Annotated in this window: 22 protein-coding genes and 1 pseudogene; 11 read left to right on the top strand and 12 right to left on the bottom strand. The window is 70.8% G+C overall.

Annotation, left to right across the window (positions count from 1 at the left end):
* The first annotated feature begins 1,391 nt into the window (after positions 1 to 1,391).
* From CC117_RS31270 to CC117_RS31230, 9 genes are all read left to right on the top strand, one after another.
* Positions 1,392 to 2,630: an SDR family oxidoreductase gene (locus tag CC117_RS31270; protein ID WP_071091125.1), complete on the top strand. Its 1,239-nt coding sequence runs from the start codon at positions 1,392 to 1,394 to the stop codon at positions 2,628 to 2,630.
* 14 nt (positions 2,631 to 2,644) lie between these two features.
* Positions 2,645 to 3,961, top strand: coding sequence for a polysaccharide pyruvyl transferase family protein (locus CC117_RS31265; RefSeq protein WP_131803165.1), 1,317 nt, complete (start codon positions 2,645 to 2,647; stop codon positions 3,959 to 3,961).
* 2 nt (positions 3,962 to 3,963) lie between these two features.
* Positions 3,964 to 4,449: an SRPBCC family protein gene (locus CC117_RS31260; RefSeq protein WP_071091119.1), complete on the top strand. Its 486-nt coding sequence runs from the start codon at positions 3,964 to 3,966 to the stop codon at positions 4,447 to 4,449.
* Positions 4,449 to 5,540 (top strand): fatty acid desaturase family protein, encoded by a 1,092-nt coding sequence (locus CC117_RS31255; RefSeq protein WP_071091116.1) that lies wholly within the window; start codon positions 4,449 to 4,451, stop codon positions 5,538 to 5,540. Before CC117_RS31260 ends, CC117_RS31255 begins: the two co-directional genes overlap by 1 nt.
* Entirely contained in the window at positions 5,537 to 6,313 is a 777-nt protein-coding gene (locus CC117_RS31250; protein WP_071091112.1) for a hypothetical protein, read from the top strand. The genes CC117_RS31255 and CC117_RS31250 overlap by 4 nt, the downstream gene beginning before the upstream one ends.
* Entirely contained in the window at positions 6,310 to 7,458 is a 1,149-nt protein-coding gene (locus tag CC117_RS31245) for a 3-oxoacyl-[acyl-carrier-protein] synthase III C-terminal domain-containing protein (RefSeq protein WP_071091109.1), read from the top strand. The genes CC117_RS31250 and CC117_RS31245 overlap by 4 nt, the downstream gene beginning before the upstream one ends.
* A gap of 117 nt (positions 7,459 to 7,575) precedes the next feature.
* Entirely contained in the window at positions 7,576 to 8,328 is a 753-nt protein-coding gene (locus CC117_RS31240) for an ABC transporter ATP-binding protein (protein WP_084133057.1), read from the top strand.
* A gap of 5 nt (positions 8,329 to 8,333) precedes the next feature.
* Positions 8,334 to 10,658, top strand: coding sequence for an ABC transporter permease (locus CC117_RS31235; RefSeq protein WP_131803164.1), 2,325 nt, complete (start codon positions 8,334 to 8,336; stop codon positions 10,656 to 10,658).
* Positions 10,659 to 10,683: 25 nt separating this feature from the next.
* Positions 10,684 to 12,573 carry an AMP-dependent synthetase/ligase gene (locus CC117_RS31230; protein ID WP_071091100.1) on the top strand — a complete coding sequence of 630 codons (1,890 nt, stop codon included), beginning with the start codon at positions 10,684 to 10,686 and terminating at the stop codon, positions 12,571 to 12,573.
* Between the two features lie 4 nt (positions 12,574 to 12,577).
* Here CC117_RS31230 and CC117_RS31225 read toward each other — a convergent pair whose 3' ends face one another.
* Entirely contained in the window at positions 12,578 to 14,830 is a 2,253-nt protein-coding gene (locus tag CC117_RS31225; RefSeq protein WP_071091243.1) for a WD40 repeat domain-containing serine/threonine protein kinase, read from the bottom strand.
* A 272-nt stretch (positions 14,831 to 15,102) separates the two neighbouring features.
* Complete coding sequence (locus CC117_RS31220) at positions 15,103 to 15,534, bottom strand: nitroreductase/quinone reductase family protein (RefSeq protein ID WP_071091098.1); 432 nt, start codon at positions 15,532 to 15,534, stop codon at positions 15,103 to 15,105.
* A gap of 427 nt (positions 15,535 to 15,961) precedes the next feature.
* Between CC117_RS31220 and CC117_RS31215 the strand changes: the two genes are divergently transcribed.
* Positions 15,962 to 17,224 carry an amidohydrolase family protein gene (locus CC117_RS31215; RefSeq protein ID WP_071091097.1) on the top strand — a complete coding sequence of 421 codons (1,263 nt, stop codon included), beginning with the start codon at positions 15,962 to 15,964 and terminating at the stop codon, positions 17,222 to 17,224.
* Positions 17,225 to 17,297: 73 nt separating this feature from the next.
* On the opposite strand, the gene CC117_RS31210 is transcribed toward CC117_RS31215, so the two are convergent.
* The 7 genes and pseudogenes from CC117_RS31210 to CC117_RS31185 form a co-directional block, all read right to left on the bottom strand.
* Entirely contained in the window at positions 17,298 to 18,281 is a 984-nt protein-coding gene (locus CC117_RS31210) for an NADPH:quinone oxidoreductase family protein (protein WP_071091095.1), read from the bottom strand.
* A gap of 33 nt (positions 18,282 to 18,314) precedes the next feature.
* The gene (locus CC117_RS31205; RefSeq protein ID WP_071091091.1) at positions 18,315 to 19,115 is read right to left on the bottom strand and encodes an enoyl-CoA hydratase-related protein; all 801 of its coding nucleotides are present in this window, start codon (positions 19,113 to 19,115) and stop codon (positions 18,315 to 18,317) included.
* Positions 19,112 to 20,137 carry a phosphotransferase family protein gene (locus CC117_RS31200; RefSeq protein ID WP_071091088.1) on the bottom strand — a complete coding sequence of 342 codons (1,026 nt, stop codon included), beginning with the start codon at positions 20,135 to 20,137 and terminating at the stop codon, positions 19,112 to 19,114. Before CC117_RS31200 ends, CC117_RS31205 begins: the two co-directional genes overlap by 4 nt.
* The gene (locus tag CC117_RS31195) at positions 20,134 to 21,435 is read right to left on the bottom strand and encodes an acyl-CoA dehydrogenase family protein (protein ID WP_071091086.1); all 1,302 of its coding nucleotides are present in this window, start codon (positions 21,433 to 21,435) and stop codon (positions 20,134 to 20,136) included. The genes CC117_RS31200 and CC117_RS31195 overlap by 4 nt, the downstream gene beginning before the upstream one ends.
* 38 nt (positions 21,436 to 21,473) lie before the next feature.
* Positions 21,474 to 21,755: pseudogene (locus tag CC117_RS35560) on the bottom strand (hypothetical protein); the annotation flags it as partial.
* A gap of 13 nt (positions 21,756 to 21,768) precedes the next feature.
* Positions 21,769 to 22,026, bottom strand: a complete 258-nt coding sequence (locus CC117_RS31190; protein ID WP_071091079.1) for a hypothetical protein — start codon at positions 22,024 to 22,026, stop codon at positions 21,769 to 21,771.
* Positions 22,027 to 22,446: 420 nt separating this feature from the next.
* Entirely contained in the window at positions 22,447 to 23,109 is a 663-nt protein-coding gene (locus CC117_RS31185) for a TetR/AcrR family transcriptional regulator (protein ID WP_071091076.1), read from the bottom strand.
* Between the two features lie 350 nt (positions 23,110 to 23,459).
* On the opposite strand from CC117_RS31185, the gene CC117_RS31180 reads away from it, so the two are divergent.
* Positions 23,460 to 24,296 (top strand): undecaprenyl-diphosphate phosphatase, encoded by an 837-nt coding sequence (locus tag CC117_RS31180; RefSeq protein ID WP_071091073.1) that lies wholly within the window; start codon positions 23,460 to 23,462, stop codon positions 24,294 to 24,296.
* A gap of 48 nt (positions 24,297 to 24,344) precedes the next feature.
* Here CC117_RS31180 and CC117_RS31175 read toward each other — a convergent pair whose 3' ends face one another.
* The 3 genes from CC117_RS31175 to CC117_RS31165 all read right to left on the bottom strand — a co-directional run bounded on the left by CC117_RS31175 (position 24,345) and on the right by CC117_RS31165 (position 26,368).
* Complete coding sequence (locus tag CC117_RS31175) at positions 24,345 to 25,019, bottom strand: GOLPH3/VPS74 family protein (protein WP_071091070.1); 675 nt, start codon at positions 25,017 to 25,019, stop codon at positions 24,345 to 24,347.
* A 68-nt stretch (positions 25,020 to 25,087) separates the two neighbouring features.
* Positions 25,088 to 25,402 (bottom strand): hypothetical protein, encoded by a 315-nt coding sequence (locus CC117_RS39575; RefSeq protein ID WP_084133056.1) that lies wholly within the window; start codon positions 25,400 to 25,402, stop codon positions 25,088 to 25,090.
* A 21-nt stretch (positions 25,403 to 25,423) separates the two neighbouring features.
* Positions 25,424 to 26,368, bottom strand: a complete 945-nt coding sequence (locus CC117_RS31165) for an SPFH domain-containing protein (RefSeq protein WP_071091067.1) — start codon at positions 26,366 to 26,368, stop codon at positions 25,424 to 25,426.
* Between the last annotated feature and the right edge of the window lie 136 nt (positions 26,369 to 26,504).

Here is a 26,504-nt window from a genome sequence, read left to right as displayed (position 1 = left end):
TCAGCTTCGCGGTGGGCCGTTATGTCTTTCCGGGGGGCGTCCCCCGGGCCCCCGGGTGTCGGGCTTCGCCCGACCTGGCGGGGGCCGGGTGATCGTTATGTAGCCAACCGTGTAGCCAAGCTGCTTCAACCGTGGCCACCGTTCGGCCAACCCGAAACCGGGCCGCTGAGGAAGCTGTCCATGACCTCGGCAGCCGTCCGCAGACGCCAGCGGGCACGGTAGAACGAGCAGAGGGGACGCCAGCGCCCAGCCGAGCAGAGCAGCTGTTTCAGGCGCGGAGTGCATCGCGGAGGCGCGCCGTGGGGTCTGGGCGCCGTGTCGCAGACGCGGCGGGTCCGGCCCGACGGCGAGCAGCGACCGGGACGCGGAGGCAAGAACGCGATCGGGACGGTCCGCGAAGCACGCTGCGACTGTCGCGAGTGCGGCGCCCTGGGTACCGACTCCCGGTGCGAGGAACAACCCGTTCATCGCGCGGAGATCGAAGTCCGTCGGAGGGCCGTGCGTCGGGCCGAACACCGATCCGATCGGGGCCGACGCGGCCAGACACGAGGCGGTTGTTCTCGGCGGCGATGTCGGCGACCAGGTGCTGTGCGACCGTCACGGTGTCCGACCGATCCCGGACTCGGTGGGCGCGGGACGAGGTCCCGGGCGGGGGCACCTGTAGTCGCCCTCTGAACGTGGCCTCGGTGATAACAGACGGCGGCAGTACGGATTGCCGGCCGGGACCTGGCGAGGGCAGCGCCGTGCGCCCACCATCCACCACCGCCGCCGCAGGTGGGCCGACTTCCTACTTGTCCGCGGCCGCCGGCGACCTGGGCCGGATGGGCCGCCCGCGCACCGCCATGACCTGTGGTCGCACCTTGACAGGCGGGTGACTCTGCTCTGACAGGCCACCGGGATTGCGTATAGCTTGTGCCCGGGGTATGACCCGATTACGGCCTGCCGATACCCGGACAGGTCGATGGTGAATACCAGACCCCTACCATTCAGGATGTCCTTGCGGTCGCACCCAGTCCCCCTCCTTCTTTGACAGATCTGGCGGATGCCGGTGATCGCGCCATATCCGGACCCGCGCCTCACTGCTTCCCAGACCGCTCCTCCGTGCATTGAAGATCGAGTTTGGCGACGACTGGTCAACACAGCCAGGAGTTATGAAGAAAACTAATCTACAAAGRCAATAAGACGAAGCGCTGTACTGCCATTTGGTGATGAAAAGTCCGGGATGTTCTTCGATTCTCTCCGGGTGTGGTCGAAGTTGGTGGCGCTAATGAAGTCGAGGCCCGTGATATAACCGRCTGGGTTCGTTACCGCCGGCCATTCGGCTACGAAAGCAGCTAGAGAATTAGCCGGATGGTCCGGTGCTGGTGACTGGCAAAGAAACGAGAGAGCGAGTGGATCTTCTCTGCACGGGAACCGTTGGTTTCCTCGGTTCTCACGTACTGCTGGAATGGTTGCACTCCCATCCGGACGGGCGGGTGCTGTGTCTGGCACGGGGGGCGCGCGACGCCGCTCCGCGGGAGCGGGTGCTGGCCGCGTTGGCGACCGCGGCCGCGGACTGCGGGACGGCCTTCGACGTCGGCGCGTGCGCGCGCCGCATCACTGTCCTGCCCGCGGATCTGCGTGTGCTGCGCCTACGGGATGACCCGGTCTGGCAGGCGTGGGTGCGGGCCACAGACGGGTTCGAGGTGCTGCACGGCGCGGCCAATCTGTCCTTCCGCGAGGAGGACCGCGGCGAGGTGTGGTCGTCGAATGTGGATGGCACGCGCCGGCTGCTCGCGGAGCTGGCCGACACGTCCGGCCTGCAGGCCGTCAACTACATCAGCACCGCCTACGTCTCGGGAACCCGGGAAGGTCTGATCACCGAGGAGGACACCCGCTGCCCGGAGGCGTTCACCAACGTGTACGAGGAAAGCAAGTGGTACGCGGAGGGGCTGGTCCGGGAACATGCGGCCAGCCATGCTGTCGGTGTCCGGATCTTCCGCCCGAGCATCATCATCGGGCACTCGCGCACCCTGCGCACGAGCTCGCGGACCGGCCTCTACAAGGTGGTCGAGCTCCTGTGGCGGGCGGCGGGGCACATCCCCGATGGCACGCCTTCGGTCCGGCTACCCGCCAAACGACACGCGAGTATCAACCTGATACCGGTCGACGTGGTGGTCGACGAGATGCTGGCGATCCTCGATCAGGGAGCCGCGACGACGGGCCAGGTGTATCACCTGACCAACGAACGGCCGCTCAGCCTGRCCGACCTCGTCTACGGGGTGCCGCCGCTGATCGGGCTGGCGCTGGAGGCGGAGTTCTCCGGCGCCCCCGAGCAGCGGGACAACCTGGTCGAGGCGGTCCTGCTTCGGAAGATGCGTCACTACCTGCCTTACCTGTGCTACGAGCGCACCTACGACCGGGCCAATGTACGAGCCTGCGGGGCCGACCAGGGGCACGCCGGTAACTGGCTGGATCTGGTCCGCATGCGCGAGTTCGTCCAGGCCTTCCTCGACGAGCTCGAGGCGGAGACGCGAGTGGTCTCCGGGGGGCGGGCGCCTGACGGGGCGCGGGCGGCGACGGCGGCGCTGGCGACGGCTCCGAGTGGCGCGCTGGTCGGCTCCTCCGCCGGGGCGGAGTCGGTGCTGTGACCCACGGAGACGACATGGCCAGGGGAAGGAGCAGCGCGCCGCGTGTGCTGCTGCTGGGTTACCTCGGCGCTGAGAACACCGGGTCGGAGATCCGCCTGCTGACCATCATCGAGGACGTTCGCGCCGTCTTCGGTTCGGACGTGGAGATCACCGTTGGCACCGCGAGCCGCGCCAACACCCTCCGGCTGATCACGGAGTCGGCGACACTGTCCATCGTCGAGATCCCCTACGTCTACCCGGCCGCCGTGCGGCGGCTCACCGCCCGCCACGACCTGGTCATGCTGGTGGAGGGCAGCCTTTTCAAGGACAGCTGGAGCAGTGCGCTGCTCTATCTGTTCCTGTGGGGAGCCTGGACCGCGCGCCGGGCGGGTGCTGCCACCGTCGCCTACGCCGTCGACGCCGGCCGGATGAAGCCCGTGAACCGTCTGCTCACCCGGCATGTCGCACGGTCGATGGACCTGATCGTCGTCCGGACGGCGGCTGCCCGCGACACCCTGCGCGAGGCCGGGGTCACCCGGTCGGTCCTCGACACGACCGACACCGCGTTCCAGTACCGGCACAGCGCCCCTCGCCCCGCCGGCCGCGCCCCGCGCGTCGGCCTGGCGCCGGTGAACTTCCATGTGTGGCCGGTGCGGGCCCGTCCGTGGGGCAGCCGTGAGCTCCGCTACCACTGGCCGTACTACTACTCCTGGGACGCCGAACGGGCCCGGCGCACTCAGGAGCTGGTGGCAGCCTGGTCCGACCTGCTCGTCCACGTCGTCCGGGATCGTGGCTGGGAGGTGCAGCTCGTCGCGATGGAGGCCCTGGACACCCGGATCTGCCGGCAGATCCTCGACACGCTGCCGCCGGAGGTGCTCGACCGCACCCACGCCAGCTTCGCCGGGCAGCGTACGGCCCGCCAGATGGTGGCCGACCTGCGCGGTCTGGACTACCTGGTCACCTCCCGTTACCACGCGTGCGTTCTGTCCATGGAGACGTCCGTGCCACAGATGGCCCTCCACCACGACGAGCGGCTCGCCAGCATCTACGGCGAACTCGGTATGTCCGATCTGGCGATCGGGCACGACAACCCCCACCTCGCCGCCGCACTGCGCGCCGGTTTCGACCGTCTGGTGGCCACCGGCGCGGAACGTCGCTCCCGACTCGCCGAACGCCTGGCCTCCTACTACCTGCCACGGTGTGCGGGGAACCGGGACATCCTGCGGGCCTGGGCGCACRACGCAGGATGGGCGACGGCTGCCGCGCCGCAGCCRCAGCCGCAGCCCCAGCCGTCCCCGACCCCGCCGCGCCAGCCGGTCTCCGCCACCTCACTCGCGAGGGCAGCGGAATGACCATGCTGATCTACAGCTCGGACCTGCCCGCGCCGGTGCCCGAGGTCTTCCGCCACTGCACCAGCAGCATCGGCTTCGAGCAGCTGTTCCCCTACCGGGTCCGCTGGCGCAGCTCGCTGGACAGGTGGTGCAAGGGCGACCTCCTGCACTTCCGGTACCGGCTGGCGCCCGGCCTGTGGCTCACCCACCGGGCAGAGGTCGTCGAGTACCAGGAGAACGTGCGCTTCGTCGACGAGATGGCGGGCGGGCCCTACCGGCTGTTCAGGCACGTCCACCTGTTCGAGCCGAGGCCTGGTGGCGGGACGAGGGTCATCGACCACCTGCAGGTGGTCACCCGGTTCGGGCCGCTCGTCGACAGTCTGCTGTGCCGGGTGCTGCTCGCCTCGACGTTCCGGCGGCGGCACGCGGCACTGGAAGCCCACTTCACGCCGACGGGTGGCGTGGGTGAGGTCGTGGGCCCGTCGGGGGCCCCTCCTGGGGAGGCGTGATGGAGACCGTGCGGTTCAGCCGCTCACGGGTGGCCCTGCGCGATGCGGGTCTGCTGAGGGTCAGTGACGTCAAGGGCCTTGCCACGGTGCTGGGGGAGTGCCTGCTGCTGCTGGCGATCGCGTGGGGTCTCAGCCGCACCTCGCCCTGGAGCCCGGCCTTCCTCGCCCTGGAGGTCCTGGCCGGGATCTCGGTCTTCCGGTGGTTCGTCATCCTGCACGAGAGCGGCCACCGATCCCTGTTCACACGGGTCGGGGYCAACTCGGTCAGCGGGCACCTGGGCAGCGTGTTCTGCCTCGTTCCGTACTACTCCTGGCGGCACATCCACTTCCTGCACCACCGTTGGGTCGGGGTGATCGACAAGGATCCCACCCAGGCGCACCTGCTGGCGCTGTGGAAGGCGGGGCGGGTCCAGAACACGCTTTTCCGGCTGGTCTGGCGGCTGTGGCTGCCGATCCCCTTCATCAAGTTCCTGTTCGAGGTCTTCTGGGGATATCCGGTGCGACCGGCCGGGATCCCGGGCCACAAACCGGCGCGGGGCTGGTTCTCGAACGCGGTGTGCGTCGTACCCCACGTGACCGCGGTCGCCATCGTCGGCCCGGTCGCCTGGGCGACCTACTTCCTCCCCATGCTGGTCGTGTTCTACGTGGTCATCGAGAACATGAACCTGCCGCAGCACTCGGAGCTCTTCCCGTTCCTTTCCGACGCGCACCCGGCGCCGGTGCCCTTCGCGGAGCAGGACGCGTTCACCCGCTCCACACATCTGCCCGACTGGCTCGGCGTGGTGCTCGCACTCAACTTCAACCGGCACACCGAGCATCACCTCTTTCCCGGGGTGCCCTGGTACTCCCTGAACAAGGCCCGTCGACACCTGCGGGGCGAGGGTTACCGGCAGCCCTTCGAGGTCCCGTTCCTGGGCTTCATGTGGCGGCTGCGTCGGCGCGACCCCGTCGAGATCTTCCGGGACGCGCTGCCCCGTCCGCTGCCCGCCGGCCGTGCCGCCGCCGGGCCCGCCACGGCGCCGCCCGCCACGGCGTCCCCCACGGCGGCGCGCACCGCCGCGCCGGCCAGGACCGCTGGAGAGCTCTCTTGACGACGATCGACCTTCTGCCGAGCCAGTCGCTCGACGAGCCGACCCGCAGCGGCGTCGCCCACGTGTTCGCATCGAGCTTCCAGGCCGCCGAGCCCGGCCGTGTCATCGACCGGTATGCCCGCGCCGTCGACGAGATCTTCGTCGCCCGCGAGGGAGACGACGTGGTCGGCTTCCAGTTCTTCCAGCGTCGGCGCGTCGCCGGCCGCACGGTGCTGCACTTCAGTCTCGCCGGCAGGCTTGCCGACCCTCGGTTCCGAGGGCTCCAGGCCAGGTTCGGCCACCTCCTCATCCGGCGGGCGGTCCTGCACATCCCCCCGTGGCGGCCGGTGTTCCTCGCCGGCGTGACGAACAGTCCGCGCAGCTACCGGAACATGCGCGCGGTGGGCGGCCGCTGCTTTCCCGACGTGCTCGCCCCGCAGCGCGCCAACCCGTTCGGCTCCTGGTACGCCGACACCGCGGCCCACCTGGGCGTCACCACGGTGAGCGACCGCGGGCTCGTCCCGGACCGTATGCGTGACCTGGGCTACGCCCTGCGCTCGGAGCCGGCTCCGGCCCATCCCACGGGGCGGGCCTACGACGACTACGTCGCCGGTAACCGGGACGACGGGCTGTTCGTCGTCGTCGAGCTCCTGCCGGTGCGCGACCTGCCGCCCTATCTCCTGGCACGCCGCCCCAGGATCCCGCGGCAGCCCACTCGCGACAGCACCGGCGCACCGCCAGGCAACCCGGCGGCAGCAGAAAAGCCAGCGGCGGGTGGGGAGAAGACGGGGTGACCGGGCTCGACATCCTCGCCGCCATGCCGCTCGACGGCGACCGCCACCTCGTCCGGGTCACCAACGACGACATGCGGGCGATGGTCGACCAGCGGCTGCGGCCCAAGCTGACGGATGAGTTCGTCGAGCTGWACCACAAGCTGCTCGCCAGCAGCCGCAGCCGGTACTTCGCGGACTTCGCGGTCGACGACTCCCACAGCGAGACCTACCAGCAACGCTACGAACGGTACCGGCGGCGCACCGGCGAGCTGGCGGTGCGGTGCGTGCGCGAGCTGCTCGACCGCTCCGGCGTCGACCCGAAGAAGATCAGGGCGGTTGTCACCAACACCACGGTCGGCGGCATGGTGCCGAACCTCAGCTCGATCGTCGGCAACAGCCTCGGCCTCCACCCGCGCGCCCGGATCGTCGACCTGGGCTACATGGGATGCGCCGCGGCCCTGCTGGGGCTGGAGCTTGCCGGCGACCTGCTGCGCCCCGGCGAGCTGGGCCTGGTCGTGTCCAGCGAGCTGACCTCCGTGATGGCCAACCCGCTGGCCGACACCGCCGCAAGCCTGGTGGCGAACACGGTGTTCGGCGACGGCGTCGGGGCCTTCCTCGTCGCCCGCCGGCCGCACCGCCACACGCCGCTGCTTCGCATCCGTGGACACGCGGGCAGCGTCCTCACCGACGACGAGGCACTGTCGACGATCACGTACGAGCCCAACGCCGTCTACCACGAGATCCGGCTGGCGAACACCATTCCCGCGGTCGCCGGCAGGGGCGTGCGGCTGGTCATGGAACCGCTGGTGCGCCGCCACCTGACCACGACCGCGCAGAAGGCCCGTTATCTGGTCGACCGGCAGATCCCCCAGTGGCAGCGCAACGTCGACTTCGCGGTGCTGCACACCGCGGGCAGCAAGGTGCTCCGTGAACTGACGGCAGCGCTCGCGCTGCGTCCCGAGCAGGTCGACCACAACTTCCGGGCGTTCGACCGGTACGGGAACACCTCCTCGGCGTCGCTGTACTACGCGCTGGACGAACTACTGCGCGGCAGCGGGCCGCGTCCCGGCCAGACGCTCCTCTTTCTCGGCTACGGCAGCGGGTTCTTCACCCGGGGCAGCGTGATGGAGGTCCGCGACCCCGCGGGGACGCGGGCGCGGGCATGACGCCGACGGTGCCGCGGGGCGCGGGGGGCGGGAAGAACAGCGCCGGTCTGCCCGTACGGAACGGCCAGAGCGCCGTCCAGGGCGTCGCCCTGGACGCGTGGAAAGGAGAGTGACCGGGTGACCGGACCAGTGGTGGAGGCCAGTGATCTGTCCTACGCCTACCAGGGCACGGACGGACCGGTGCCGGTGCTGCGCGGCACCGACCTCACCGTGCGCGGCGGGGAGTTCGTCGCCATCGTCGGGCCGTCCGGCTGCGGGAAATCGACGCTGCTGACCCTGCTCGGCGGCCTGGAGCAGCCTCAGGCCGGCACGATCCGGGTCGCCGACCGTGACCTGCGCACGCTGGGGGCGAAGGAGCTGGAGAGCTTCCGCCAGCATGTCGTCGCGTTCGTCTTCCAGTTCTTCAACCTGCTGCCGACCCTGACGGCGTGGGAGAACGTCCTGCTCGGCCTGGAGGCGATGGTGCCCATGCCGCGGGACGCCCGGCAGCGCGCCGACCAGTGGCTGGAGCGCGTCGGCCTGGCGGCGAAGCGGGACCGCTTTCCCGGGCAGCTCTCCGGCGGAGAGCAGCAGCGCGTCGCGATCGCGCGGGCGCTGGCGAAGGAGACCCCCCTGGTCCTCGCCGACGAGCCCACCGGGAATCTGGACGAGGAGACGGCCGCCGCCGTGCTGGAGCTCTTCGTCGCGGCGCAGCGCATGAGCGGGTCGGCGGTGGTGCTCATCACCCATGATGCGAAGATCGCCGCCCGCGCCGACCGGGTGGTCGAACTGACCCGCGGGCGTCTGCACGAGGCCCCGTGGGTGGCTCGGTACGGCGTGGACTGGCCGGCCGGGTCGCCGCCGGCGCAGGCCGGCCGCGGGCCGGCGTGAGCCCGATGGCACTCCTCGACACCAAGCTGTGGCGGGACCTCTGGTCGGTCCGGGGCCGGGTGCTCGCGCTGGTCCTGATCCTCGGCAGCGGCGTGGCCATCCAGTTCGCGATCGCCAGCGCCCTGCACGACCTGCGCGCCACGCAGGACAGCCTTGTCCGCCAGCTCCACACGGCCGACCTGGAGGTCCAGGTCGAGCCGGTGCCCACCGCGAACCTGCCCGACGCGCGCGCCCTCGCCGACGTCGCCGACGTCGAGTCGCGCCTCCTGCTGCCGGCCTCGCTCGCGCTGACCGACGGGACATCGCTGGCCGGTGAGCTGGTCTTCCAGCCGGCACAGCCGCGGATGAACCAGTGGAAGCTGCTCGACGGCCGCGTCTTCGCCCCGGGCGCCGACGAGGTCGTCGTCGACCGCTCGCTCGCCGAGCACCAGGGCCTGCGCGTCGGCGACCACCTGACAGTGGCCGCGTTCGGGCGACAGTGGACCCCGGCGGTCGTCGGTATCGGCACCAGCGCCGAGTTCATGGTGACGACGGTCAACCCGGACTACGTCGTCGCGGAACCAGGCTCCCTCGGCGTGCTGTGGGCCGACCCGGGGCGGGCAGCCGACATCACCGGTGCGGCGCTGACCGACAGCCTGCTGGTGCGCCTGGCTCCCGGCGCCGATCCGTCGGCTGTGGGCCTGCGACTGTCCCGGCAGCTGGAATCGGCCGGCGTGGGCGTGGTCAGCGTGACCCCCCGCACGGACGGCTACAGCTACCGCAGCGTCCGTGACGACCTGAACGCCTTCGCCGCCTACAGCCCGGCGATCGTCCTCACCCTGGTCGGGCTGTCGATCGTGCTCGGGATCCTGACGTTCCACCGGTTCGCCGTCGACAAGCGGCGCGAGTTCGGGATCATCGCGGCGCTGGGGTACCGGCGCCGCCGGGTGCGGTTCGCACTCGTCCGGCTCGGTCTGGTGATCGGCGTGCTGGGTGGGGTCGTCGGGCTGATCCTCGGCATCGGGGTCGGCTGGGCCTTCGCCGAGGTCTACGCCAGCGGCATGGAACTGCGCGATGTCAGCCACTCCGTCGACCCGGCCCTCGCCGCCATCGCGGTCGCGATGGGCATCGCCGCCGGGGCCGTCACGCTGCTCGTCGCGAGCGTCCCCACGCTGGCGACTCCGCCGCGGCAGCTGCTGTCGCCCGTCCCCGCCATCAGCCGGGCCCCCGGGCGCGGCCGGACACTGCTGCGGCTGCCCCTCGCCGCCCGGCACGGTCTGCGCGGCCTGACCCGGGCCCGGCTGCTCACTCTCACCTCGATCCTGGCGATGGCCGGCTCGGTGGCGGTGGCGATCAGCTACGGGCTCGGCATGACCTCGACGCTGGAGACCGTCAACGGAGCCTTCCGGGACGAACGCTGGCGCTACGCGGTCGACCTGCGCCAGCCGCAGCCCGAGAGCCAGGCACGGGCGGCGATCGACGGCCCCGGCCTGGCCACCGCGGAGCCCTACCAACGCACCACCGGGGAGCTGCGCGCCGGGGACAGGGCCGCCCCCGCCCTGCTGGTCGGCCTGACGTCCCCCCAGGGCATGCACCTCGTCACCCCCGCCCGCGGGCACGCCGCGACCGCCGCCGACGAGGTCGTCCTCAGCGACGACCTGGCCGGGCAGCTCGGCGTCGGCCTCGGCGACGAGATCAACGCTGCCAAGGGACGGGCCACGCAGCGGGTACGGGTCGTCGGTATCACCAACGACATCTACCTGCGTCAGGCCACCCTCACGCTGCCGGCGCTCCAGCGGCTGGGCACCGCTCCGGACGCGGTCTCCGGCTTCTACGTGGACGCCGGCCCGGACTACGCGGACGCCCTGCGCACGCAGACCACCACCATTGCCAGGGTCACCAGCAAGGACAGCATCACCAGCGCGTTCGAGACGTCGATCGCCGAGATGATGAGCATCATCTACATCGCGATCGGGTTCAGCGTCGGGGTGTCGATCCTGTTCGTGACGACACTCATCCACATCCAGATCGTCGAGCAGCGCGGCGAGTTCGCGATCCTGCGCTCGCTGGGGCTCTCCGGCCGGCGGATCCGCACCGTCATCATGACCGGCGTCGTCGTCCWGCTCGTGGCCTCCCTCGTGCTCTCCGTACCGCTGGCGTTCGGGCTCGCGCGCTACCTCAACGCCCGGATGGGGCAGGCGTGGTTCGCGGTGGACGTGCACATGGCCTGGCCCGACTTCGCCTGGCCCATGCTCGCCGCGATCGTCGTCGCACCGGTCGTCGGCCTGCTCGGGCAGCGGGCCGTCATGCGGTGGGGGATCGCTGATCATCTTCGTACTCGGTCGACCTGACCGGCCGGAACCCRAGAGGACCATCGTGACGCTCCACACCGCCCCGCTGCCCGTCCCGGCGGCATCCGTGCCGGCGGCGCCCGTCCCGTCCGAGTTCGACGCCGAGTTCGACCTGCGGGTGATGTCGGACCTGCCGTTCCTCGCGGCAGCGAGGTTCGGCGAGCGCGTCGCCGTCCGGTACCGCGACGGCGACGCGTGGCGGGACCGGACCTTCACCGACGTCGCCACCGACACGGCGGACCTCGCCGCCGGCCTGGTCGCCCTGGGCGTGGCGCCGCGGGACAGGATCGCCATCCTGGCGAACTCCCGGCCCGAGTGGAGCCGGGTGGCGTTCGCCGCGCTGGCGGCCGGGGCCGCGGTCGTGCCGATCTACCCGACCAGCTCTCCGCAGGAGTGCGCCGGGATCCTGCGGGACTCCGCCGCGGTGCTGCTGGTCGTGGAGAACCTCGGGGCACTGGCGCGCCTCGGGCTGACCGCCGGCGCGGTGCCCGGCCTGCGGACGGTGCTGACCATGGAGGACGCGCCGGCCGGCTCCGAAGTCGGCGCTCCCGGCGCTCCCTGCGCCCCGGCTCTGGTCGGGGTGACCGACGTGGCGACGCTCGGCGATGCCGTCAGGCGCGGCGGGCACCGGGACGCCGAGGTGGCGCGGCTGCGGCGAGCGGCTGTCACGGTCGACGAACCCTGCCTGATCATCTACACGTCGGGGAGCGCCGGCCCGCTCAAGGGCTGCGTCCTCACCCACGGCAACCTCGTCGCGGGCTGCGGGACGGCCGCGGAGCTCGGCTACTTCAGCCCCGACGACGTCGTCTACCTGTTCCTCCCGCTGGCGCACATGTTCGGCCAGATGATGCAGTTCGGTGCCCTGCGCTTCGGGGCGACGCTGGCGTACTTCGGCGGGGACATCACGCAGGTGGTCAGCGAGCTCGCCGAGGTCCGGCCCACCGTGCTCCCCGCGGTCCCCCGGGTCTTCGAGAAGATCCACGCGCGGATGTCCGCGGTCCTCGGCCCCAGCCAGGCCCCCAGCCAGGCTCCGAGCCAGGCCGCCGCCCATGACGCGCTGGCACCGGTACGCGCCCTCCTTGGTGGCCGGGTACGGCTCGCCCTGTCGGGCACCGCCCCCATCTCGCCGGACGTGCTCGAGTTCTTCCGGGCAGCGGGCGTCCCTGTGCTCGAGGGCTACGGCATGACGGAGAGCACCGGACTGGGCACGGTGAACCGCTTCGAGGACAACCGGGTCGGGACGGTGGGCACGGCGGTTCCCGGCCTGGGGCTGGCGATCGCCGCCGACGGCGAGATCCTGCTGCGCGGCCCGCACGTCTTCGCCGGGTACTGGGGCGACCCGGCGGCGACCGCGGAGGTGCTGCGTGACGGCTGGCTGCACAGCGGGGACATCGGGCACCTCGATTCGGACGGCTTCCTGACCATCACCGGCCGCCGCAAGGACGTCATCATCACCGCCGGCGGCAAGAACGTCGCACCGGCAGTGCTGGAGAACCTGCTGCGCCAGTCACGCTGGATCTCACACGCCGTCAGCTACGGCGACCGCCGGCCCTACCTGGTGAGCCTGGTGACCCTGGACGAGGAGGAGATCGCGGCCTGGGCGGGGGAGCGGGGACTCCCCGCCGACCTTCCCACGCTCGCGGTGCACCCCCATGTGCGGGCGCTGGTCGGCGGGATCGTCGACGCTGCCAACCAGCGGGTCGCCCGGCCCGCACAGATCAAGCACTTCGCCATCCTCCCGCGCGATCTCTCCCAGGAGGCCGGGGAACTCACCGCCACCGGCAAACTCCGACGCGCCGCCATCCACCGCCTCCACGCGGACCGCTACGAGGCGCTCTACGACCAGTCGCCTGGCCGGATGCGCCCCGCTGCGGAAGCGTCGCCCGCGGGGCGGGAGGCTGGCGCGCCGTACTAGGGCGTCAACTGTTCTCCGGCGGCGTCGCGTCGGTCAGCCCGGCCGCGTTCCACAGCTGGATCGTCCCGTCCTTGCCTCCGGTCGCCAGGATCCGCCCGTCCGGGGAGAGTGCCATCGACAGCAGCCAGTCCGTGTGACGGGTGCGGATCGGGCCCACATAGCGCGCGTGTTCGCGGTCACGGACGTCCCAGACGCCCACCGTGCCGTCGTAGCTGGCCGTGACGACCGTGCGCCCGCCCGCCAGGAAAAGCGCCGTCCACAGGGTGCTCTGGTGGCGGCTGAGGGGCTTCCCGAGGAGGCGCGGGTGCCGGAGGTCGGTGACGTCCCACACACGCAGGTCGGTGTCGGCGCCGCCGGTGACCATGGTGCGCTGGTCCGGAGACAGGGCCAGCGCGTTGACATCGCCGACGTGGCCGGAGGACAGCACGCTGAGCGCCTCCGGCCGCGCGGGGTCGGCCACCCTCCAGAGACGGACCGTCGAGCCCTCGCCGACCCGCCCCAGAACGGCGCCGCCCACGTCCGCCCCCACCAGCCGCGCGAGCCGCGTGTGGCCGGGTATGGGCGGGCCGAGAGGGGTCGGCCGCTGCCGGTCCGTGACGTTCCACAGCGTGGTCTGGGTGGGTCCCGCGCTGGCCAGAGCCGATCCGTCGGCGAGGAAGACCACCGAGACAAGCGTTTCCGGGTACCTGGGGCCGCCGACGTCGACGGACAGCGGGGCGCCGAGGGAGAACGGCGCCTTCGGGTCGGTGACGTCCCAGAGCCGCACTGTTCCATCCCAGTTGCCGCTGGCGAGCGTCCTTCCGTCCGGTGAGAACGCCACCGACGTCACCCCGGGGCTGGTGCCGGGCAGGGGCGGTCCGATCGGGTACGGGGCGGCCGGGTCGGACACGTCCCACAGACGCGCTGTCCCGTCCTTGCTGCCGCTGGCGAGGATCCGCTTCGACGGCGAGGGCGAGAACGCGAGGGACACCACCCAGTCGGTGTGTTCCGTCAGCGGTTCGCCCAGCGGGGCGGCGAGGCTACGGGGCCGGTCGTGGCTCAGGGCGACGGCGAGCACGGTGCCCCCGGCCACGACGGTGATGAACAGCAGGGCAAGGCTGGCGGCGAGAAGGCGGCGCGGCGGCGCGGTCCGGTGGGAGCGCGGTCGGGCATGCCGCCGCTGGCCGAGACCGTCACTGCTGCCCGGCTTCCTGGGTACTGTGCCCGGTTTCCCGGCCGAGGCTGCCGAGGCCGACGCCGAGGCCGCCGAGGTCGCCGGACCGGGTGTCCGGCCGTGCGCCGGCGCTTCGCCGCTCGCGGGGAACGGGAGCACCGTGCCGTCGACGACCGGCGGCTGTCCCCCGGCGAGGGAGGCAGTCGTGGCCGGGGTGGTCGTGGCGGTCGTGGCGGCGCGGACGTCCTCGTGGAGATGGACCGGCACGTCCGCCCGAGCGAGCCAGCCCGGGCCGTAGGCCGCGGCGGCGGCGCCCGCGAGGGCGAGCGCGAACCCGCGGGCGGTCTGCGGGCGGTCCGCGGGGTCCTCGGCCAGCGCGGCCTGGATCACTGCCCGGACCGGCCCGGGAACGGCGCGCAGCGCAGGCGGCACCGGATGCTCGCGGCCGTCCGAGGCCAGCAGCGGGCGAGGCGGGATGGGGCCCGGCGGCACCTCGCCGGTCAGCAGGAGGTGGAGCACCACGCTGAGCGCGTACACGTCGGTGGCCGCGCTCAGCGGGCCGCCGTGGAGCTGTTCGGGGGGCATGAAGTGCCGCGTCCCGACCAGGGTGCTGGTGGGGCCCGCCGCGCCGCTCATGAGCTTCGCGATCCCGAAGTCGGCCACCTTCACCAGGCCGGTCGTGTCGAACAGCATGTTCTCGGGCTTGATGTCGCGGTGCAGGATGCCCTTGGAGTGCGCGCAGGTGAGGGCGTCGGCCACGGCCAGGCCGACGGCGCAGGCATCGAGCTGGGTGAGGACGCCCTTGCGGTCGTCCAGGGTTCCCCCGGCCATCATCTCCATGACGATCAGATGCAGGTCGTCCGTCTGGACGTAGTCGTGGACGCGGATGATGTGCGGATGATCGAAGCGGGCCAGGATCCGCGCCTCGACCGACGAGTCGAGGGTGTGGTGGCGGCGCCGGGTCGGCATCACCTTGATGGCGACGACGCGGTCCAGGCCGCGGTGGCGGCCCTCCAGGACGAACCCGAAGGCACCCGAGCCGACTTCCGGGCCAAGGTCGTACGCGGGCAGCGCCGCCGCCACCCGCTCCGGATCAATGAACACGACTGGGGCCTGACTCTCGGACAACATTCCCGGCGATCATCGTGAACCGACCATTCCCGGCACGATCCGTGATCATAGGGAGGCATCCGGAAGCCCTCGCGGCAGGGCGTTTGCGGCTCGCAATGCGAGCATCCAATAGGTACGAAACGTGCGTCCGCGCCCGGGCGGGGCTCAGCGGCCGGGCGAGCAGAACTCGTTCCCGCGTAACGCCCGGCACCCGGAACACCCGGCACCCGGGGTGGAGGACCCCGGGCACCGGGCGGCGGCCAGGGTCAGGCGTCGCCGGTGGGGGTGAGCGCCACGACTGGGATGACTCTGGACGTCATCCCCTGGAAGTGCTCGAACTGCGGGTTCCGGGCGGCCTGGCGCGCGTAGATCATTCCACGCTCGCCTGCCCCGAGCTCGACGGCCGTCACCTGGAGGACCTTGCCCTCGACCTCGATGGTCACGTTCGGCGCGGCCCGCAGCTGGCCGAGCCAACGCGGGTCCTCGTCCGCGCCGTCATTGGCGGCGAAGACGTAGTACCGGCCGTTCGCGGGGTAGAAGTTCAGGGGGCACACGTGCCGCGAACCATCCGGCTCGGGGCCGCTGTCCAGCAACAGCAGCGTGGCACCTTCGAAGAGACCCGTCGGACGGCCCCCGTTCGCCCGGAACTCCTCGATGAACTCCTGGATCTCCTGCGCGCTGTACAACTTCCTGCTCATCAGCCCGCCTCTGTGTCGTCCTGCCATCAGCTCTTCACAAAGAGCACCCTGATTACGTCCCGGTCGCGGTCCACCACGGTGCGACGCCGGTCGCACCGGCCGGGTGCCCTCCATCTCGGAAATCCGGACGGCAATCCTCCGATTCGATGGCGTCTGACGTGCGCGTCAGTCATGGTTGATCAGGGGGAACGGCAGGCCGAGCGGCGCCGATGACCCGCGCGGGCAGCCGCGGCGGCGGGTGTCGCAGGGCGTGGCGGGCTGGCGTGACGCATGGGCACGGCCAGGCAACGGGCTGCTTGTCGGCAGTCAGGTCTGGCCGACTACGCAGACTTCTTGGCCGAATGCGCGGAGACGGCCAGGGTGGGAAGGCGTAGAAGTAGAGGTGTGGTCGGGAGCACACTCCCGAATCAGGCGGTCGAGGAGGAACATGAACATCGACGACATGGTCCTGGTGAGCATCGACGACCACGTGGTCGAGCCGCCGGACATGTTCAAGAACCACGTCCCGGCGAACCTCGTGGACCAGGCGCCCCATGTCGTGCGTAACGACAAGGGCGTCGACCAGTGGATCTACCAGGGTCGGGTCACCGGTGTGAGCGGCCTGAACGCGGTCGTGTCCTGGCCGGCGGAGGAGTGGGGCAAGGACCCGGCCGGGTTCGCGGAGATGCGCCCGGGTGTGTACGACATCCACGACCGGGTGCGGGACATGGACCGCAACGGCATCCTGGCCTCGATGTGCTTCCCGACCTTCGCCGGGTTCTCGGCAGGTCACCTGAACCACTACAAGACCGACACCACGGTCACCATGATCCAGGCTTACAACAACTGGCACATCGACGAGTGGGCGGGCACCTACCCGGGCAGGTTCATCCCGCTCGCCCTGCTGCCCACCTGGGACCCGCAGCTGATGGTGAACGAGATCCGCCGGGTCGCGGCCAAGGGCTGCCGGGCGGTCACGATGCCCGAGCTGCCGCACCTGGAAGGGCTGCCCAGCTACCACGACATCACCTACTGGGCGCCGGTGTTCGAGGCCCTGTCCGACACCGGCATGGTGATGTGCCTGCACATCGGCACCGGCTTCGGCGCGCTCAAGCTGGCCCCGGACGCCCCGATCGACAACCTCATCATCCTGGCCTGCCAGATCTCCTCGCTCKSCGYGCAGGACCTGCTGTGGGRCCCGGCGATGCGCAGCTACCCCGACCTGAAGTTCGCCTTCTCCGAGGGCGGCATCGGCTGGATCCCGTTCTACCTGGACCGCTGYGACCGGCACTACACCAACCAGAAGTGGCTGCGCCGTGACTTCGGCGGGAAGCTGCCCAGCGAGGTGTTCCGGGAGCACTCGCTGGCCTGCTACGTCACCGACCCCACCTCGCTGAAGCTCCGCCGTGAGATCGGCATCGACAACATCGCGTGGGAGTGCGACTACCCGCACTCCGACTCGATCTGGCCGGAGGCGCCCGAGTTCGTCCTGAACGAGCTGGAGCAGGCCGGCGCGAACGACGAGGAGATCAACAAGATCACCTGGGAGAACGCCTGCCGCTTCTTCAACTGGGACCCGTTCACGGAGCTTCCTCGCGAGCGGGCCACCGTGGGGGCACTGCGGGCCACCGCCACCGACGTCGACACCGCCATCCGCTCCCGCAAGGAGTGGGCGCGGCTCTTCGCCGAGCGGCACGCGCACAGCGGCTGAGACGCGGCAGGCCCGGTCCGGTGCCCCACCTCGTTGTGGCGGCACCGGGCCGGGCCCGGTCCTGCCCCGCGGCCTAGCGCGCGGGGGCGATCTCCAGCACGGTCTTCCCGACGGCGTGGCCGTCGGCGACGTGGCGCAGCGCCGCCGCGCTGTCGGCGAAGGCGAAGGTCGCGCCGATATGCGGGGTGACCTTTCCGGCGGCGAACAGTGCGATCAGCTCCGCCTCGTTGCGCCGCAGCTCGTCCGGGGCGTGGATGCCCAGGTCACGTAGCTGCATCCCGCCGATCTCGATGCCCTTGAGCAGCACCAGATTGAGCGGAATCCGCGGGATCGTCCCCGAGGCGTACCCGACGGTGACGAAGCGGCCGCGCCAGCGCAGTGCGCGCAGCGCCGGCTCGGCGAGGTCGCCGCCGACCGGGTCGAGGACGACGTCCGCCCCGCCGGGCAGGGTCTCCTTCAGCGCCGTGCGCAGGTTGGAGGCACGGTGGTCGACGAGATGGGTCGCACCGTTGGCCGCGGCCGCCTCCAGTTTCGCCGCGGATGACGCCACCGCGGTYACCGTGGCGCCGAGAGCCACCCCGAGCTGGACGGCGGCGAGCCCCACCCCGCCGCCGGCGCCGAGCACGACGAGCTGCTCGCCCGGCTGGAGCCGCGCCACCGACCGGAGCATGTGGTACGAGGTGCGGTGCGCCACGCCGAACGCGGCCGCCACGGTGTCGGGAATGCCGTCCGGCGTGCGGGTGATGCTCTCGGAGCGGCCGAGAGCCACCTCCCCGAAGCCGCCGACGATGCCGGTGCCGAACACCCGGTCGCCGGCCGCGAGGTCGGTCACGCCCTCGCCGACGCTCTCGACGACACCGGCGAACTCGCTGCCCGGGACGAACGGCGGCGGGACCTTCACCTGGTACTCACCGGCGACGAGCAGGACGTCCGAGAAGTTCACGGCCGCCGCACGAACCCGCACGGCGACCTGGCCGGGGCCGGGCACGGGCGTCGGGAAGTCCTCGACCCGTACCACCTCCGGCCCGCCGTACTCGCGGCAGACCGCGGCCAGCATCTCAGACCCGCCCGGCGTGTCCGGGCCGCGGCATCAGCGTCCCTTCCACTGCGCGGGGCGTCGCTCGATGAAGGCCGCGGCGCCCTCCTTCGCGTCCTCGCTCGGGAAGACGATGGCGGACAGCTCGGCGGACCGCTGCCGGCCGCGCCCGGGATCCTCCGCGGCCAGCCGGACGATCTCCTTCGTCGCGGCGACGGCCAGCGGGCCGTTTGCGGCGATCTTCGCGGCGAACTCCAGCGCCGTCTCCAGCACCTTCGCCGGCTCCGTCACCGCGTTGACGAGCCCGAGCTGCTGGGCACGGGCCGCGTCGAAGGTGCTGCCGGTGAGCGTGAGCTCCAGCGCGACCGCCAGCGGAAGCCGGCCGGCGAGCGCGACCGCCCCGCCGCCCGCGGCGAACAGGCCCAGTTTCACCTCGGGCAGGCCGAACTTCGCGGCGGAGGACGCCACTACGAGGTCACAGGCGAGCAGCAGCTCGAAGCCACCGCCGACCGCTGAGCCGTTCGCGGCGCCGATGACGGGAACGCGGACGTCCCCGGCCGCCAGCCGATCGAAGGTCGCCCGACCCTCCTTGTCCGGGGCCTCGGCGGAGTTGAAGTTCCCGCCCTGGGCGAACGCCCTGAGGTCCATGCCCGCGCTGAAGATCTTCTCGCCGGCGCCGGTGAGGACCGCCACCCGGATCTCCGGGTCGGTCTCGGCCACCAGCACGGCGGCGCCGATCGAGGCGAGGAGCGAGGGGGTCAGCGCGTTGCGGGCTTCCGGCCGGTTGATCCGGATGACCAGCGTGTGTCCGACGCGCTCGGTGACGAGCTCGGGAGCCTGGGGGGTCTCAGTCACGATTTGTAGTCCGTCGATTCGGCGAGGTCTGCGGCTTCCTGCATGGCGCTGAGCACGATAGGCCCGAACGACTGGAGTTTCACGTCGTCGCCGGCCCGCTGGTAGCCCTGCTCCAGGACTATGGCGATCTTGAACTTGGCGAGGATCAGGTAGTAGTCGTAGTCGTCCACCTGCCGGCCGGACACCTCGGCGTAGTGCGCGAGGAGCTGCGACTTGGTCGGCATCGCGTAGAGGTCGGCGTAGCCCTTGCCGGTCAGCTCCGGCGAGCTCGTGTCCTCCGGCCAGCTCTGCAGCATCCAGGCCAGGTCGAGCTTGGGGTCGCCGACCGTGCCCATCTCCCAGTCGACGATGGCGGCGAGCTTCGCCGGCGCGCCGTGCTGGAACATCACGTTCGCGAACTGGTAGTCGCCGTGCATGAGACCGGGGATGAAGTCGATCGGCCGGTTCGCGCGCAGCCAGGCGGCGGCGGCGTCGAAGCCGGGCAGCTCCCGCTTCTTGATTCGTTCCAGGAAGGACGTCCAGCGGTCGACCTGGCGCTCGTGGAAGCCGTCGGGCCGGCCGAGGCCCTCCAGGCCCCGCGCCTTCCAGTCCACCTTCGACAGCAGGGCGATGCCCTCGGTGAGCTGGTAGGACAGCCCCTTGCGGGCCTCCAGGTCGGAGTTGAACGGCTCGGGCCAGACGCCGCGCTTGTCCATCGGGGACCAGCCGTCGACGAAGCCCATGATGTAGAAGGTGCGGCCGAGCACCGCGGGGTCCTCGCACATGCCGATGGCCTTGGTGTGCGGGACGTCCGTCCCGTCCAGCGCCTCGATGATGCGCCACTCCCGCAGGATGCCCGCGTCGCGGCTGGCCGGGGCGCCGGCGGGCGGGATCCGCAGGGCGCCGTGCAGGTCACCGCGCCGGATCTCGTAGATCTCGTTCTGGGTGCCGCCGGAGACGTAGCGGTGCTCGAGGGGCTCGCCCCTGCCGGGGAGCCCGGTCTCGTCGAGCCAGCGGGTGAGTCGGTCGACGTCGATCGTCACAGGTTCCCCACCTCTGTGTCCAGGAACTCGGCGTACTTCTCGCGCGCGGCGGCGAGGCGCTTGGGCAGGTGCTCGGTGGGCCACAGGTCGTCRCTGGGCTTGTAGTCCCGCAGGACCTGCTTCGCGACGGTGACCTTGTGGACCTCGGTCGGCCCGTCGGCGAGGCCCATGACGAAGCCAMCCATGATCATCTGGTGGAACGGCATCTCGTTGCTGGCGCCCAGCGCGCCGTGGACCTGCAGCGAGCGCGCGGCGATGTCGTGCAGCACCGAGGGCATCACGACCTTCACGGTGGCGATGTCCTTGCGGACCTTGCGGTAGTCGTTGTGYTTGTCGATCGACCACGCGGTGTGGATCACGAGCAGCCGGAACTGCTTGAGCTGGGCGTACGAGTCGGCGATGAAGCCCTGGACGAACTGCTTCTCCGACAGCAGGCTGCCCTGGGTACGACGGCTCAGCGCCCGCTCGCACATCATGTCGAGCGCCTTCTGCGCGAGGCCGATCGTGCGCATCGCGTGGTGGATCCGCCCGCCGCCGAGCCGGGTCTGCGCGATCGCGAACGCCTGGCCCTCGCCGCCCAGCAGCGCGTCGTTGGAGACCCGCACGTTCTCGTAGTGGATGAGGGCGTGGTGGCCCTCACCCAGTGGCTCGCCCGGGAGCCCGACGTTGCGCACGATGTTGATGCCCGGCGTGTCGGTCGGCACCAGGAACATCGACATGCCGTGGTAGGCGCTCACGTCCGGGTTGGTGACCACCATGACGATCACGAAGCGCGCGGTGCTGGCGTTCGAGGAGAAGAACTTCCAGCCGTTGATGACCCAGCCGTCACCGTCGCGCTCCGCGCGGCAGGTGAACTGCGTCGGGTCGGAACCGGCCTGGGGCTCGGTCATCGAGTAGGACGAGAAGCACTCGCCGTCCAGCAGCGGCTGCAGGTACTGCTTCTTCTGCGCCTCTGTGCCGTAGTGCGCGATGATCTCGGCGTTGCCGGTGTCGGGCGCCTGGCAGCCGAAGATCAGCGGTGCCCAGCTGGACCGGCCGAGAATCTCGTTCAGCAGCGACAGTTTGAGCTGCCCGTGCCCCTGGCCGCCCAGCTCCGGCCCGAGGTGGGTGGCCCACAGCCCACGCGCCTTGACCTGTTCGCGCAGCGGGGTGATGACCCGCCGGAGATTGTCGTCCGGCGGCACGAACTGCAGGTTCGGCCAGGCGAGGTCGAGGGGCTCGACCTCCTCACGGACGAAGGTGTTGGCCCAGTCCAGCTGCGCCTGGTACTCGGGCTCCGTCTCGAAATCCCACGACATCGTCGGCGCTCCTCTCAACGCCGTCAGAATAACGTTCTTCATACTCGGAACACAACTTCCGATATCCTGGAACGAGGGTCTTTGGATCTTCGTGGACGCCGGTCGGGGGAGCCCAGAGCCGGTGTGCAGACGGCCGGTGACCCGGAGCGCTGTGCCTTCGCCACGTACATCGCMAGGTCGGCGCGATGCAGCAGGGCCTCGGCGGACACGGCCTCGGTCGCGGGGTCGACGGTCACCAGACCGACGCTGAGGGCGGCCGCGTAGGACACGCCGGCCGAGAGGCGTCCTGCGGTGATCCGGAGCAGATCGTCCCCGGCCGCGTGGCCGAGAAGATCATTGACGCGCTTGAAGTCRTTGAGGTCGCAAGCCGGCGACCGCGGCGGTTGGCGGCGGTTGGYGGCGGTTGTGGGGCTGGCGGAACACCGCCACCAGCAGCAACGCCACGGTGATCAGCARCGCGATCGCCGCCAGGATGATCKAGTAGATCGGGCCGTTCATCAGCAGAACGTCGTTCTGCCACGCGTTGCGGAGGATCGCCGGGCCGGCGAGCAGCGCGATGCATCCGACCATGATCAGACAGTCCAGCAGCATGATCAGACACCAGTAGCTGATATGCCCGGGAGTGCGAGCTCGGTCGGCCCGGTCCGCTGGGCCGGGCAGCGGATCCCGCGCGTCGTCGGACGGGCTTCCRCCCGCTGCCGGCAGGTCGGCTCCGGCTCCGGTGGTGGCGCCCGACCCGGTGGGGGAACACGGTGATCGCCGCGGCGAACATCATGATTGACACCATGAGGCGCCAGCGGCGGTCGGTGCCGTGGCATGGCGCACCAGTGATCACGGAGGCCAGACCGGCGAGCGAGAGACCTGCGGCGGCGAACGGCCGGGCGGTGTCCTGCCGGGCCGCGCCCCTGGGGCGGCGGCTGCGATCCACCCCCCAGTTCCTACCTGTGGATCACAGGAAATACACATATTGTCACCGAGGGTGTTTGTTTGGCGTCGAGGCTGGGCCGGGGCTCAGGCGGCGGGCGGCCGCGGCGCCGGGCTGATGACCGAGACACAGAAGTCGACCAGATGGCGCTGTTCGTCCTCGCTGGGCATCGTGCCGGGCCCGACATGGCGCTGCATGGTGCCGAGCACCGCATCCTGGATGACCCGCGCGTCAAGATCCGGCCGGGCTCGGCCAGCCGCGGTCAGCGGGGGGATGAGGAGCTCGCCGAGCTGGCCGTCGAGCGTCGCCCGCCCCGATATCGACTCCCCGGCCCGGGCGAGCAGCCGGTTGACGGTGATGCCCTGCTGGGCCACCGCCGGTCGGGTGATCTGGGCGATCATGCCCTCCACCCAGGCGGTCAGCTGCCCGGCGGGATCGGGCTTCTTCGCCATCTGGTGGCGCAGGTAGGAGCGCACCAGCACGATGCCCCGTTCGAGCACCGCGTGCATGAGATCGTTCTTACCCGCGAAGTAGCGGTAGAAGGTCTGGTTGGACGTCCCGGCCTCGGCCACGATGTCGGCGACCTTGGGGTCGGCGGGGGCGACCCGGACGGCCACCCGGAGGGCGGCGTTGAGGATCTGCTCGACCTCGGTCAACGCGTCCCGTTGATGCCGGTTCAGCGCCCGGTCGACGGCCGCGCGTACCGAAGCCGGCGCATCCTCCCATTCCACTCCGACAGTGTCGCTCACGTCGCTGTCCTTCTGGGTCCGGGATGCGGGCAGGGCGAGAACGTTCTTCTTCTCGGATAAGAAGTATATTCTGCGCGCCGTTCCGGTGGGTGGATCGGCGTCGGGACCGCGAGGCGGCCGAACCGACCGGCACGCCACGGTGGTGCTGCGCTGTCCCCGGACGGATGCACGGATGCACCGGCGGGGCGGGTGTGCGGGTTCGTGTCGGCGGCCGCGGCGTGCGGCCCGCGGTCCGGTGGCCGCCGCCGCCAGGTGGGGCGTGCCCGCAGACCCCGTGTCAATTGCCGATCTTTCCCGGCATACACTCCTGGCGGTCCGCCGGTCGCAGGTGGTRCCGAGGAAGGGCTGGAATGAATATCGTCGAAGCGGTTTTTCTCGGTGCGGTCGAAGGGCTGACGGAGTTCCTCCCGGTCTCCAGCACCGGCCACCTGACGATCCTGGAGAAGGCGCTCGGCCACGAGATCGACTCTCCGGACATCACGGCTTTCACCGCGATCATCCAGGTTGGCGCGGTATTCGCCACCCTGCTCTACCTCCGGCGCGATTTCCAGCGCATCATCGCTGCCATGGCCCGGGGCCTGACCAGGCCAGAGTACCGTGATCACCCCGACTTTCGGTTTGGCGCGGCGGTGATCGTCGGCTCCATTCCGATCGGCATCGTCGGTCTGCTCTTCAAGGATCAGATCGAGACCACACTGAGAAGCCTGTGGTTTGTCAGCCTGGCGCTGATCGGCTGGAGCGGGGTTATGGCCTACGCCGATCACGTCGCCACCCAGAAGCGGCACGAGGAGGACGTCACCTGGAAGGACACCCTGGTGATCGGTGTCGTCCAGTGCATGGCCCTGATTCCCGGGATCTCGCGTTCCGGTTCGACGATGTCCGCCGGCCTGTTCCGTGGAATCGACCGGGTCACGGTGACCAGGCTGTCGTTCTTCCTCTCGATCCCGGCGCTGTTCGCCGCCGCACTGCTCCAGGTCGTGACCGAGTCGTCCAACATCGCCAACGGGGTCGGCTGGACGGTCACCATCACCGCGACCGTGGTCAGTTTCCTGACGGCCTACGTCGCGATCGCCTGGCTGCTGAAGTTCGTCGCGCGGCACAGCTACAGCGTCTTCATCATCTACCGCCTCGCCCTCGGATCGATCCTCCTCTTCCTGCTCGCAACGGGCCTCATCTCCCCGACCTGATCGGATCTGATCCGGCCTGATCCGAGTTGATCCCTGCCGCCCGGACGCTCAAGCACCCTCGGATTTCTGGGAGCGCACGGCGGCGCGCAGCGCCGCGACGGCGGGACCGGCCACCGGCTCCATCGCGGCAAGCCGGTGCCGGACAGCCCGCCGGGCCCGCCAGCTGCGAAGCGCGCCGATCTCGCCCGCCCCGAGGAGCGCCGCCAGGCTGGCGGCGACCGGATCGGCCCCGGCGCTCGAACCGACCCGCAGCACCTGGTCCACCGTGCCATGGAGCCGACGCACCATGGCCCTGTCCCGCACGGTGACGGTCGTCGAGGGGATGACTGCGAGGATCCGGCGGTGCTCCACCCTGATCCAGTGCCCGGCTGCGAGCTCGTCCCGCACTGTCCGGACGGCCGCCCGCTGGTTCCTGTCCACCCAGTGCCGCCACTTGCGGGGCCGCGACCGGGCGCTGATCTCCTCGGCCACGGCCGCGGACAGGGCGTCGCGGCCGGGCGCTCCCCGGCCCGGTGTCTTCGGACGGGGGTGCCGACCGGCGGCGGACGCGGGCACGAGCCGGACCCGGCCCCGTTCGTCGGCGATCGCGCCCTGCTGCCGGAGCTCGGTGAGGGCGGCCGCCCGCAGCGCACGGCCGAGGTAGGGCGATCGGCGCATGCGATCGCGGTCCAGGTCGTAGGCCAGCAGAAAAAGCTGGCCTGGCAGGGACGAGGGTGGCTCCACAGCGGGCCTCCTACTGCTCCGGCCGGCCCCGGCGGGCCGGCCGCGGGTTTCCTTCAGCGTTGTTTTGATCACGTTGGGTGATGGTCCTCGGGTGTCGCGGAGTCGGAGCCGGGGATGTGGCCTTCGGGGATGCCGGGCTCGGGCTCGGGCTCGGTCTCGGTCACGGGCTCGGCCACGGGCCTGGTCTCGGTCTCGTTGCGGGGCCGGCCCCGCCGGGGGATGGCCCCGACGTCCCGGGGGAGCCGGCCGCGTGCGGCGAGCGCCGCGCGCAGCAGGTGCTCGATCTGGGCGTTGGTGCTGCGCAGCTCGTCCGACGCCCAGCGCGCCAGTGCGTCGTGCACGGCGGGATCGAGGCGCAGCAGAATCTTCTTGCGTTCGACCACGGCGTTTCCTGGCTCCGGGGCTCAGGAGTAGAGAGTTCCGGCGTTCACGACCGGTTGTGTGGACTGTTCGCTRCACAGCACCACGAGCAGGTTGCTCACCATGGCTGCCTTCCGTTCCTCGTCCAGCTCGATGATGTTCTCGCGGTCGAGCCGCTCCAGGGCTGCCTCGACCATCCCCACGGCACCTTCGACGATCTTTGACCGGGCCGCGACGACGGCGCCCGCCTGCTGACGGCGCAGCATCGCCTGGGCGATCTCGGGCGCGTAGGCGAGCCGGGTGATGCGGGACTCGATGATCCGTACACCGGCGGAGGCGACCCGCGTCGAGATCTCCTGGGAGAGCCGCGCCGTGATCTCCTCGGCGTTGTCGCGCAGCGACATGACCTCGGGCCCGGCGTCGTAGGGGTAGCTGGTCGCGATGTGCCGGACCGCCGTCTCGGACTGGATGGCCACGAACTCGACGAAGTCGTCCACCTCGAACACTGCCTGCGCGGTGTCCCTGACCTGCCAGACCACGACGGCCGCGATCTCGATCGGGTTCCCGTCCKCGTCGTTGACCTTGGCTACGCCGCTCTCGTGGTTGCGGATCCGGGTCGAGACCTTCCGCCGGGTCGTGAACGGGTTCACCCAGCGCAGGCCGGTGGTCCGCACCGTTCCGACGTACCGCCCGAACAGTGTGACGACGCGGGCCTCACCAGGGGAGACCGCCGTGAGGCCGCACAGCGCGATGAGCACGGCGACGACGCCGAGCACACCGACGACGACGAGGGCGGCGCCCGGCGCGGCGTGATCGTCGGCCGCGAGCACGATGCCCAGCACCGCGACCGTGATGCCGACCAGTAGACCGACCAGCCCTGCCAGCAGCGCGACGAGGCCGGAGGCGTTCTTTGCGGGATGTTCGCCCACGCTCGGCGCGGGCATGTCGACGCCGTGGGTGGGTCCGGTCTGTGGTGTCTCGGTGGCCATGTGTGCCTCCAGGTGTTGCTGGGCGAGCTGGACCGCGCTGGCCGGATGTGTCCCGCGACGCGCGTCGCGACCCCGACCCCGATATCAAAGTGATATCACTTTAACGGGTTACTATGGCGTCGTCCATGGGGCGGGC

This window comes from Parafrankia colletiae, from assembly GCF_001854655.1.
GTDB lineage: Bacteria > Actinomycetota > Actinomycetes > Frankiales > Frankiaceae > Parafrankia > Parafrankia colletiae.
The sequence above is the reverse complement of the archived record's forward strand: the minus strand, read 5'-3'. Positions and strand labels throughout refer to the sequence as shown.

Bases quoted from the DNA above. Each gene is read 5' to 3' on its own strand.
- CC117_RS31260 (WP_071091119.1), top strand. From the start codon at position 3,964: ATGCTGATCTACAGCTCGGACCTGCCCGCGCCGGTGCCCGAGGTCTTC.
- CC117_RS31220 (WP_071091098.1), bottom strand. From the start codon at position 15,534: ATGAGCAGGAAGTTGTACAGCGCGCAGGAGATCCAGGAGTTCATCGAG.
- CC117_RS31180 (WP_071091073.1), top strand. From the start codon at position 23,460: ATGAATATCGTCGAAGCGGTTTTTCTCGGTGCGGTCGAAGGGCTGACG.